Raw genomic sequence first — 11,948 nt, 5'->3', positions numbered from 1 at the left:
TCCCAAGTGCCATCCTCGCCAATTTCGATTTCCTCGAGCTTCTCGCCGTTATCGAAAATGATGATGGTGTCGCCCGGCTTGCCTTCGCCCTTGAGGGTCGGGGTGTTGTCGTCGGTGACGCCGCCCTGTTCGATCGGGCCCTGGATATCGCCGTGGTTGTCGATGATCTCGCCCAGGCCAGGACCTTCGCCGCCGTTTATCGGCTTGTCGCGGGCGGTGATGTCGATCACCAGTTCGAAGGCATCGGACGGCTCGGAGACGTTGCCGGCCTTGTCGATGGCTTGCACGGTGAGGCTGTGCGCGCCTTCGGCCAGTTCGTCGATGGTGATGGACCAGGTGCCGTCTTCAACGACCTGGCGGCCGACTTCCACGCCGTCGGCGTAGACGATGACGGTCGAACCGATTTCGGCCGTGCCGGACAGGGTCGGCTGCTGGTCGTCGGTGGCATCGCCGGAGGTCAGTTTGCCGGTCTTGACGCCGACGTTGTCGTACACGCTGTCGATCACCGGGGCCTCGGGCGCCTGGGTATCGATGGTGATGACCCACTCGTCGGAGGGTTCGGAGCGGTTGCCGGCCTGGTCTTCGATCACGATCGTGATGGCGTGCTCGCCTTCGCTCAGCGGCGGAGGCGTGTAGCTCCAGGTACCATCCGGATGGACCGTGACGCTATCCAGCGGAACGCCGTTGTCGTAGATATGGATGGTATCGCCCGGCTCTCCGCTGCCGTTGAAGGTCGGAGTGGTGTCATCGGTGAAACCGCCATTCTCGATCGGGCCCTGGACGGAGCCCACGTCATCGAACACTTCCTTGAGACCGTGACCGTCAGGTCCCGGCTTGGGCGGTGCGGTCAGGTCGACGCGGAAGTTGAACTCCGGGCTGCGCGGGCTTTCACCGGCCGCTTCGGTGATGACCGATACGCTGAATGCATGGTCGCCTTCCTCCAGTTGCGGCGAGGTGAAGGTCCAGACGCCGTTTTCAGCGACCACTCGATCGATTTCCACGCCGTTGTCGTAGATCACCACGATCGCATTGGGGGTGGCACGACCGCTCAGCTGCGGGGTGTCGTCATCGGTAACGCCGCCTTTGGTGATCGGTCCTTGTATGGGGCCCTGATTGTCGTGAATCGCATCGATGGATACCTCGACCGCGCGGGTATCGACGACGAAGCTGATCGGCTCGCTACGATCCCCGATGTTGCCCGCGCGATCGATGAGCTGGACGCTCAGGCTGTGCTCGCCATCGGCCAGCGCAGGGTTCGGGGTAAAGTCCCAGTTGCCGTCCTTGTCGGCCTCCTTGCGACCGATTTCCACGCCATTGTCGTAGATGACGACGGTGGCGTAGGGTTCATCGGACTCGCCCCTGAAGGTCGGCATCGCGTCGTCGGTGGTGTCGCCGTTGACGATCGGCCCCTGGATGGCGCCGACATTGTCTTCCAGCACACTGGATTTGACGGTGTCCGGTCGAACGGTGTCGATCACCAGGGGATAGGTCCCGGTTTCCGAGCCCGGAATCACATTGCCTGCCAGGTCGGTTGCAGTGACGGTCAGGTTGTTCAACCCCTCGGGCAGGTCCTGCTCCGGCGTGAAGGACCATTCGCCCCGCTCGTTCGTGGTGGTGGTGGTGGGAGCCAGCAGGACGCCGTTGCTGTAGACGGAAATGATGACGTTCGGAGCGGCGGTGCCGTTCAGCGTGGGACGTGCATCATCGGTAACATCGTTCTTCTGCAGCGAACCCTGGATGCTGCCGACGTTGTCGATGACCGAGTTGATGGCCGGAGGGACGGGCGCGTTGGGCGCCATCAGCACGAATTCGAACGCCGGGGAATACGCGGACTTGTTGCCGGCCGCGTCGATAGCCTGCACGGTGATCGCATGCTCGCCACTGGCGAGGGGCTTGGTGGGCGTGAAGGTCCAGACACCGTTTTCAGCGACCACTCGATCGATTTCCACGCCGTTGTCGTAGATGACGACGATGGCGTCCTTCTCCGCGGTACCGGAGAAGGTGGGTTGCTGGTCGTCGGTGACGTCGCCGGAGGCCAGCTCGCCGGTCTTGGTGCCGACATCGTCGAACACGCTGCCGATCAGCGGGGCGTCGGGCGCCTGGGTATCGACGGTGATGACCCACTCATCGGAGGGTTCGGACTGGTTGCCGGCCGGGTCCTGGATGATCACGGTGATGCTGTGGTCGCCATCGCCCAGGTCGCCCGGGGTGAATTCCCAGGTGCGGTCGTCGCCAACTTCGACTTCGCCGATCTTCTTGCCGTTGTCGAGGATGATGATGGTGTCGCCCGGGTTGCCCTCGCCCTTGAGGGTCGGGGTGTTGTCGTCGGTGACGCCGCCCTGCTCGATCGGGCCCTGGATATCGCCGTGGTTGTCGATGATCTCGCCCAGGCCAGGACCTTCGCCGCCGTTTATCGGCTTGTCGCGGGCGGTGATGTCGATCACCAGGTCCCAGGCGTCGGAAGGCTTGGAAAGGTTGCCGGCCTCGTCGATGACGCGAGTGGTGAGGCTGTGCTCACCCTCTTGCAGCGGGGCGCTGGGCGTGAAGGACCAGTTGCCGTTGGCGTCGGCGCGGGTTTCGCCGATTTTCTTGCCGTTGTCGTAGATTTCGACCACGGCGTTGCCTTCCGTCTTGCCGGAAAGCGTGGGGTGTTGGTCGTCGGTGCTGTCGCCGGGCTTCAGCGGGCCGGTCTTGACGCCCACGTCATCGAGAACGCCGCCGATGGGCGATGCTGCCGGGGCGGTGGTGTCGACGGTGAACTCGAAGGGCTTCGAAACCTCGCTGTCGCGGCCGTCGGCGCCATGCTCGACGAAGGTGATGCTGTGCTCGCCCTCGGCCAGCGGCTCGCTCGGCGTGAACGACCAGGAGCCATCCTGGGCGACTGTGGTTTCGCCGATCTTCCTGCCGTTGTCGTAGATGCTGATGGTGTTGCCGGGAGCCTGACCGGTACCGGCGAAGGCGGGGGTGGTGTCGTCGGTCTTGCTGCCAGGCAGGATCACACCCTGGATGGAGCCTTCGTTATCCAGAGCATGCTTCAGGGCCGGGGCGGGCGCGATGGGCTCCGGCGCCGGTTCCGCAGGGGCGGGGGAGGGCTTGCTGCTGCTCCTGTTGCTGTTGATGGCGCCCACGCCGGCGCCGGCGCCCAGGGCGCCGCCGACGATCCAGGGCAGGAGGCCGAACGCCGTGCGATCCACGTCGCCTGCGGCCATGTCGCCGCCCAGGACCAGTGCCGAGGTCTCGCCATCCTGCAGGGCGAGGGCACCGGCGAAGTCGTCGTCACCGTTGGAGGATACGTAGGCGTAGTACTCGCCACCCTCGGCCATGCCGACGAGTTCGCAGTTGTACTCGAAGAAGTCCTCGATGATGACCGTGGGCTGCTCGAACGGCTCACCTTCCAGGAAAACGTGCAGGTTCTTGCCTACCCGGCGAACGGTGATGTTTTCCGGCGCAAGCCCCGTGACCTTGTCGGCCAGGATGAACTTGCCATCGGGTATGGCCTTGATCTTTTGGGGGGTGCCCTTGCTGCCCTTGAGCAAAGGCAACTCCTGCCGTACTTCCTTGCCGTCCACTAGCAAGAGTTGAGTTGTCTGCGTTGCCATATAGCGTTTTTCCCAATTTACTTTGAGCTTTCGACAGTGCGCACTCACTTCAAGACTTCACGGTTCCCGGGAAGGTGATGCTCTGCGCATGGATGACCGGCTCGAAGCGATTCGACTGATGAGTACGGTGATTTCGAGCTGCAAGGTGTGGTGCCGCCGGAGACATTCCAGGTACACCCCTTCCTTGGCTGCATATTTAACCGGCGCAGAAATATTCAATCTTTCTGACGGGGTCTGAATTGAGCCGGGCTATCGGTGGTCGGGTACTAAAGTGGCGCGCAGGGGGAAGGCGGCCTCTCGGAATGAGGCACCGGCAGGGCGGGGGAGTCGTTGGCGTCGCGGCCGGCCCGGGGCGGAAACTGCGTTCGCGCCTGGCCGGCCTGGATCATTGCTGCGTGGGGGCAGGGGACGAGGCCATGCCGGATTCGAAAGCGAAACGGAAAAGCTCGGCGTCGCGGCTGATGCCCAGCTTGCGCATGGCGCTGGCCTTCTGCGAACTGATGGTCTGCTTGGTGCGGTGCAGTTGCTCGGCGATCTCGTTGATCGACAGGCCGGAAACGTACAGGCGCACCACTTCGAACTCGCGCTTGGTCAGCGCCAGGTTCGACGCGGGGTTCTGGGTGATCCCGGACCGCCCGAGCGTGACGTCCTCGGTGGGGAAGTAGTTCGAACCCGCGTAGACGGCATGGATCGCCGAAATCAGCTGGTTGGTGTGTTGGGTCTTGCCCAGCAGGGCATTGACCCCGAGCTTGGCCATTTCCTGGGTCAAGGCGGGGTTTTCCATCGTGGTGAAGACCACGATCTTCATCTGCGGGTGGGTTCGCCTCAGGTACGACAGCAACCCCATGCCGTCCCCATACTGCCCGCCGGGCATCACGTAGTCGGTGACCAGGACGTCGCAGGTATTGCTCTGCAGCATTTCGACCAGTGCGCCGGAGTCGGCGGCTGTGCCAAGGATTTCGAGGGTCGGGATGGCGCTGAGTTCGTGCTTGAGGCCGGAAAGCAGGGCGGGGTGGTCATCTGCGAGCAAGAGTCGAATCTTCATGGGGCGCCTACCGTCGGTAATGACTCGTGCAGTCAATCTAGCCCAAGGCCGAACGCCGGGGAATCGATCTTTGCAGGAACAACCCGGCTGGCGGCGATTGGCTGATCGGCATGGGTAGATTGTGGACGACCGAATCGATCGGCCGGGATCGAAAGTTGCCGACCGCACTGCGCGCGGGTCGTACCAGTCCCCATTGCAGGCACTGATCGATCGTACAAGTCCGTTATCGATGCCGAACGACTTTCCCGCCGCGCACCCCGCCGCATAATCGGCGTTTTTTCATGAGGCGGGCCGCCGGGCGGTCCGTAAGCGCCCCGTGTCCACTCCCCAGCTTCAGACCCTCAGCCGTTTCCGGCGCTATCAGCGCTTGCTGGTATTCGGCGGCGGTACGCTCGCGACGCTGATGGTCCTGCTGATGTTCATCGTCGAGGCGCGAACGGCTGTGCTCGGACATCTTGAGTCCCTGCGCCAGGCCTTCAACGCCGAGCAGGCAGTGCTGCTCAAGGAGATCGATGCACGCGAGGACTCCTTTCGGACCGCCTTGCTGGGGGCCGAGATCATCTGGCGGGACGGCCTGCCTTTCGACGTTGTCCACGCCCGTCGCTACCGTGCCCAGGGGCGCCAGTTGCTGCTGGTGTCCTCTCTGGCGCTTCGCCCCCAATGGGTGTTCGGCACCGGCAACGACTGGGTCGCCGAAGAGGACCTGGGACGATTCTTCAGCCTGGCCCTGCAGGTGGGGCGAGCGACCTCGGTGGACCGGTTGGTGCGGGGGGAACTGTCGTCCAGTTACTTCTACAGCTTGCGGCACAACATAGCCGGCATCATCCCCGCCCCCGATCACGAGGTTCGCGAGCGTATCGCCGGTGACCGCGATCGCTTCATGCGCCTGCTCACGCGGGATGTGGATCAGCGCATTTTCTGGCCCGTATCGAAGGCGGCGCGCGCCGGGGAAAAGCCGCTTCACTGGCTGCCGCCCTACACCAACCCCTATACCGGGCAAAGGGTGCTACGGATCGCCGGCCCCATCCTGGACCGGGGCGCGCCCTTCGCGGCCCTGGTGATGGAGTACTCCCTGCCCCGGCTGTCGGAATCGTTCATGCCGGGCGAGGCGCGGGGCGCCTACCTGATCCTCTCGGAACGCGCGGAGGTCATCAACGCCACCGAGTCCGAGCATTCCCGGGTCGATGATTTCGCCGAGGCGAGCCGCAAGGCGTTATTGCGGCAGGCCGAGCGCGGGCGCGTGGAGCGCTTCGAGGGGGGCGTGCTGTCCATGGCGGAAACCCTCGGCGACACGGGCTGGTTGCTGGTGTTCCGCTATTCCTGGCGAGACTTCGTCACTGTGATGGGCTGGCCGGTGATGCTGGAGGCCTTGATGGCTCTGGGCGTCGTGGTGCTCATCTGGAGCTGCCTGCTCTACTTCAAGCTGCGCATCTTCCGCCCCCTGATCAACCGCTCGCTGCAGGTCTTCGAGAGCGAACAGCTCAGCCGCACGCTGATCGAGACCGCCCCGGTCGGGTTGGGGCTGCTGGATGCCAGCAATGGCGAGCCATTGCTGCAGAGCGCGGCGATGACGCAGTTGCAGGCGCGGGTCCGCCTTGGCGGCCAGAGCCTTCCGGCAGTGCTTCTGGGGCATTTCCAGCGCGGCAGGGCATCCCTGGTGCAACTGGACCTGAGCTTCGACACCCATGAGGGGCCGACGGTGAGCCTGGCGGTCAACATGGCGCCTGTGCGCTACAGGGCGCGCGATGCCCTGGTGGTCGCCTTCATCGACATAACCGAGAAGAAGCGCCTGGAGCAGCACCTGCTGGAGGCTCGGGATGCCGCCGACAAGGCCAACGCGGCGAAGTCTTCGTTCCTGGCGGCGATGAGCCATGAGATTCGCACGCCGCTGAATGCAATCCTCGGCAACCTGGAACTGCTGGCCCTGTCTGCCGAGGACTCCCAGCGCGACCGTCTGGAAACGATCCGCCGCTCTTCGGACAGCCTGATGGCCATCGTCAGCGACGTCCTCGATTTTTCCAAGATCGAGGCAGGCGAACTCGGCCTGGAGCACATCGAGTTCGACGCCCTGGAAGTGGCTTGCGGCGCCCTGGCGATATTCACCCCGGTCGCCAGGTCGAAAGGCCTGGCATTGCTCGGCGAACTGGGGAATGCGGCGACCCAGCCCATGCTGGGCGACCCGACGCGTCTTGGGCAGGTGCTCAACAACCTGCTGTCGAACGCCATCAAGTTCACCGAACAGGGGCAGGTGACGTTGCGCATGGCGGCGGACGTCGCCGGGCAGTTGCAGTTCGAGGTCGAGGACACCGGCATCGGCATGTCCCAGGCCCAGGTGCAGCAGGCATTTCGTGCCTTCAGCCAGACGGATGCCACCATCAACCGGCGCTACGGCGGGACCGGCCTGGGGCTGACCTTGTGCCAACGGCTGGTGGAGGCCATGGGCGGGGAGATGTCGGTGCGCAGCGCGCCGGGGCAGGGCAGCTGCTTCGGCTTTTCCATTGCGCTGGGCAGCCCCGTTGCGGTGGCGGATCACCCGGACTTCGGCGCCCAGCCCGTTCTGGTCCTGGCCGAGCACCCCGCCTGCCGGGCGTACCTGGGCGGGCTGCTGCGTAGCTGGGGGTTGAGGGCGGAAACCTTCCAGCACCCCGCACAGCTCGGTGACGAAGCCTTTGCCGCCGCCTCCATCCTGGTGATCTGGGGGAGCCGCGTGACCTGGCATGTCGACGACGAGAACCACCTGGTGGAGGCGGCGGACTGGGTCATCGATTGCAGTGCCGATGGGCCCGTCGACCCCCAGGTGTTCGGCCGCGTCCTGAATACCTCCACTTGCGGCCCACAGGGGCTGGCACGGGCCTTGCGCTTCATCCTGCAGGGCGAGCGCCTGCCGCAGCGCGGGGCGTCGCGCCCGACGTTGCCCGGCAAGCTGAGCGTGCTGGTGGCCGAAGACAACCCGGTGAACCGCCGTCTCTTCGAGGAGCAATTGCAGTTGTTGGGCTGCCGGGTGAGGACGGTGGAGGATGGCCGGCAGGCGCTCGACTGCCTGGAGCGGGCGTCGTTCGACGTGCTGCTGACCGACCTGTCCATGCCGGTGCTGGACGGCTACGCACTCGCCAGGCAGGCCCGGGAACGCTGGCCTTCCTTGCCGGTGGTGGCGGCCACCGCCCACGTCACGCCGCTGGAGCAGGAACGCTGCCGCGCCGTGGGCATTGCCAGGGTCGTGACCAAGCCGCTTTCCCTGGCCGTGCTGGAAAGGGCGCTGCGCGAGGTGTGTGGCGTGGCGGAGGACACGCCGGCAGCCGATGCCCCGGCTGACGACGGACTGCTCGGCGGGCGGGATCTGCCTGCCGATATGCTGCGCACCTTCAGGCAATTCTGCATCGACTCGTTCGCGAGGATTCGCCAGGCGCTGGAGGAGGGCGACCAGGCTCCGCTCCTGCACGAGCTGCATGCGTTGAAGGGGGCACTGGGGGTGTACCGGTACCCCGGGTTTTCCCGCCGGATCGCCGACGTCGAGGCACGACTCAAGGCCGGTGAATCGCCCCCTGGCGTGCGCCTCGAAGCCATTCTGGAAGAGCTGGAGCATGAGTTTGCGCAGCACCGGCACGATACCCTTTCCTGAGGGAGAAGCGCCCCAAGACAGGAGGCGGTGATTATTCCAGCTATGGTGTTTGGGGAGAGCGATTGATCCAATCGCCACGAATTGCGGACCCCTTCCATGGCGACCCCCTCTCAGGATGATGTGCTCCGGCGGCTGCGCCACCACCAGTATCTGCTTGTCGGGGGCGGTGGCCTGCTGATCACCCTGGCGGTGCTGATCACCTGCCTGCTGGAAATATGGGCCGTCACGCGCGGCCACCTGGACCAGGTGCAGGACGAAATCTCGCTCGATGCCCGTCAGCTGGGGGATTTCAAGACCCGCGTCAGCGCGAATGTGCGCAACAATGTGCAGAGCATCGAACTGGCCCTCAGGGCCACCGATCCCGTGGATACGCACTTGCCGAGGGCATTCCGGCTCGGCGGCCATGCGCTTCGCGTGCAGGCCAGCGCCGATGCCCATCCGCTCCTGGTGTTGGGCGCCTCCACGGAAAGCGCGCCGGAGGATGCCTGGCCCTATCTGCAACTGGCGTATCGCTTGTCGCCACTGGTGTCGATCACCCGGGAGCGGGCCACGGCCGCGCACAGCATCTACCTCTACAGCACCGACAAGCGCCATGTCCTGATCTCGGCGCTGCCATGGCCGGGCGATGCCTGGCAGCGCCGCCTCGCGTCCGAACGAGGCGCCCTGATGGAGCGGCTCACCGCCGGGCTGGATCGGAGCGGGGACTCGCCGAAGACCAGCGCACCGCAGCCGGGGGCGGAGCTTCGCTGGTTCGAACCCTACGAGAGCCCGCTGACCGGCAAGCAGGTCCTGCGGATCGCCGCGCCGGTTCATGATGCGACGGGCAAGGCGTTCGGCAACGTGGTGTACGAACTCCCGGTGGACAGCGTCAAGCAGCAGTTCTCCGGGCTCGGCGCAAGCGCCGACTACCTGATCCTCGATGACGCCGGCCGGCTGGTGATCAGCTCCCGGGGCTTTCCGCGCGCCGAATTGCCGGCGATTTCGCAAGAGGTCCTGGATAACGGGCTCGGGCGCAGCCACCGGCGCGATTTCAAAGGAGGCCAGGTCCTGTATGGCTGGTCGCTCGGCCAGAGTGGCTGGACACTCGTGTACGCCCTGGGGTGGCGCGATGTCGTCGATGGGCTGGGCCTGCAGTTGCTGGTGCCGGTCTTCGCGGCCCTCGCCATCATCCTGATCACCTGGGTGTTCCTGTTCCTGATCAAGCGCCGCGTATTGGCGCCCGCGGTCAGCCAATCGCAGCGGGTGTTCGAGAACGAGCAGCTCAGCCGTACCCTGATCCAGACGGCGCCGCTCGGGCTCGCGCTACTCGTTGTGGAGAGCGGCGAGGTCTTGTTGCGCAGCCCTGCGATGCAAGCGATGCAGGGGCGCATAAGCGGCCGGGAGGGTGATCTTCCGGATGAGCTCGCCCGTCGATACCGCCAGCGCGTCGCCGCGGCATTGCCCGGCACCGGGCCGGAGCCGCTGCACGAGGACCTGACCTTCACCGCGCTCGACGGCGAGGTGCTGAACCTTTCCGCCAGCATGGCGCCTGTCCGATACCAGGAACGGGACGCGCTGGTCGCCGCGTTCATCGATATCACCGACAAGAAGCGCCTGGAACGCTTCCTGCTGGAGGCTCGGGATGCCGCCGACAAGGCCAATGCGGCGAAGTCATCGTTCCTGGCGGCGATGAGCCATGAGATCCGCACGCCGCTCAACGCCATCCTCGGCAACCTGGAGCTGCTGGCCCACTCGGCGCTGGATTTCCAGCGGGACCGCCTCGACACCATTCGCCGCGCCTCGGACAGCCTGCTGGCGATCGTCAGCGACGTGCTGGATTTCTCGAAGATCGAGGCGGGCGAACTGCGCCTGGAGCGCATCGAGTTCGACCTGTTCGACGTGGCCTCGCGCAGCCTCTCGATCTTTGCGCCAGTGGCACGGGCCAAGGGCCTGTCGCTTTACGGCGAGCTGGGCGATACCGCCACCCAGCCGATGCTGGGGGATCCGACTCGCGTGGGGCAGGTGCTGAACAACCTCCTGTCCAATGCCATCAAGTTCACCGAGCATGGCCATGTGACCCTGCGGATTCGCGTGGACACCGCGGCATCGCGAGTGGTGCTGGAGGTCGAAGACTCGGGCATCGGCATGTCCGAAATGCAGCGGCAACGGATTTTCCATCCGTTCAGCCAGGCCGACGAGTCCATCAACCGGCGCTATGGCGGCACCGGGCTGGGCCTGACCCTGTGCCAGCGGCTGACCCAGGCCATGGGGGGAGAATTGTCGGTACACAGCGAAGCGGGGCAGGGCAGCCTGTTCCGCTTCGGGCTGCCGCTGGAGCCCGGGCTCGCTCCAGCCGAGCTACCGGCATTCGATGGGGAGCGTGTTGCGCTGCTGGCCGCGATGCCGGAGCAGCGCGCTTACCTGGAAAGGGTTCTGCGCGCCTGGGGGCTACAGGTGGGCGGCTACCAGCACCCGGTGCAACTGGACGAGCAGGCGCTGACCCTGGCCGACGCGCTGGTGCTCTGGGGGGACCGCATGACCTGGTGCGCGGCGGACGAGAACCGCCTCGTGGAGCAGGCGGCCTGGGTGATCGACTGCAGTGCCGAGGGCCCTGGCGAGCCGACGGCTGCGGGGCGGGTGCTGAGCGCTTCGGTGCATGGGCTGAAGGGCCTGGCGGGTGCGCTCCGGCATGCGTTGCATGGCCAGCCGTTGCCGACCCGCGCAGCGCCGCAATGGGAGCTGCCCAAGCGATTGCGGGTCCTGGTGGCGGAAGACAATCCGGTGAATCGGCGCCTGTTCGAGGAGCAACTGCAACTGCTCGGCTGCGATGCGCACCTGGTGGAAGACGGCGAGCAGGCCCTGGGCCAGCTGCAACGGACGTCGTTCGATCTGCTGCTGACCGATCTGTCCATGCCCGGCCTGGATGGCTACGCCTTGGCCAGGCAGGCGGGTGAACTGCGGCCGCAGATGCCGGTAGTGGTCGCCACCGCGAATGTCACGCTTCAGGAACGGGAACGTTGCAAGGCCGCGGGCGTGGCGCAGGTCCTGACCAAGCCTCTTTCCCTTGAGGCCCTGGCAAGGGCCCTGCGGGAAACCTGCGGTACGGATGCGGACGACAGGTCCGGCGCTCCGAGTCCGGCAACGGATCGGCCTCCCGGGAGGCCGGCGAAGCGCGGCTGGCTGGGCGGCATGGCGTTGCCAGCGGACGTACGACGCGAATTCGAAAAGGCAAGTGCGCAATCCCATGAGGCGATCCAGCAGGCAGTGCGCAGGCATGACACCGAGGCCGTGCTCAGGGAGCTGCATTCGCTGCGGGGGGCGCTGGGCGTCTTCCAGATGGAACAGCTTTCACAACAGGCGGCCGAAGTGGACGAGCAGGTCAGAAGGCTGGGGTGCGAAGGCGCGGCAGGCTCCATTGCAGCATTCTGCGACAACCTGGAATCCACCGTACTGCAGGCGCCCGGCGACGCCGGCGAGGCTATCGACAGGCTGGTCGAGCTGGCGATGGCCGGCCCGGGGGAGCGAGTGGCTGAAGAGGTCCGGCGGCTGGGCTCGGCGCTCAGGCAGATGCTCGTTCAGCGATGAAGGCGGGAGCCGGGAGGCGTCCTGTCCTCCCGGGTTTCCAGCGGTGGATGAGGGTGGGGCGCTCTTCATCCCTGTCGAGCGCCCCCTGTGGCTCGGGTTACACCTGCGAGACCTGGATGTC

General features: G+C 65.7%; 4 protein-coding genes. 2 read left to right on the top strand and 2 right to left on the bottom strand.

The genetic code is table 11. From position 1 onward, the window contains the following. Window positions 1-3,599: Ig-like domain-containing protein (locus tag CHC02_RS29495; protein WP_141137708.1), on the bottom strand; the 3,599-nt coding region annotated here is incomplete at its 3' end. Between the two features lie 385 nt (window positions 3,600-3,984). Next, window positions 3,985-4,644 (bottom strand): response regulator, encoded by a 660-nt coding sequence (locus CHC02_RS29490; RefSeq protein WP_089394908.1) that lies wholly within the window; start codon window positions 4,642-4,644, stop codon window positions 3,985-3,987. Window positions 4,645-4,960: 316 nt separating this feature from the next. Between CHC02_RS29490 and CHC02_RS29485 the strand changes: the two genes are divergently transcribed. Continuing rightward, entirely contained in the window at window positions 4,961-8,263 is a 3,303-nt protein-coding gene (locus CHC02_RS29485) for a hybrid sensor histidine kinase/response regulator (RefSeq protein ID WP_089394907.1), read from the top strand. A 96-nt stretch (window positions 8,264-8,359) separates the two neighbouring features. Beyond that, window positions 8,360-11,827 (top strand): hybrid sensor histidine kinase/response regulator, encoded by a 3,468-nt coding sequence (locus CHC02_RS29480; protein ID WP_089394906.1) that lies wholly within the window; start codon window positions 8,360-8,362, stop codon window positions 11,825-11,827. Window positions 11,828-11,948 lie beyond the last annotated feature (121 nt).

The organism is Pseudomonas delhiensis (assembly GCF_900187975.1).
Taxonomy (GTDB): domain Bacteria; phylum Pseudomonadota; class Gammaproteobacteria; order Pseudomonadales; family Pseudomonadaceae; genus Pseudomonas; species Pseudomonas delhiensis.
The sequence above is the reverse complement of the archived record's forward strand: the minus strand, read 5'-3'. Positions and strand labels throughout refer to the sequence as shown.

Bases quoted from the DNA above. Each gene is read 5' to 3' on its own strand.
- CHC02_RS29490 (WP_089394908.1), bottom strand. From the start codon at position 4,644: ATGAAGATTCGACTCTTGCTCGCAGATGACCACCCCGCCCTGCTTTCC.
- CHC02_RS29480 (WP_089394906.1), top strand. From the start codon at position 8,360: ATGGCGACCCCCTCTCAGGATGATGTGCTCCGGCGGCTGCGCCACCAC.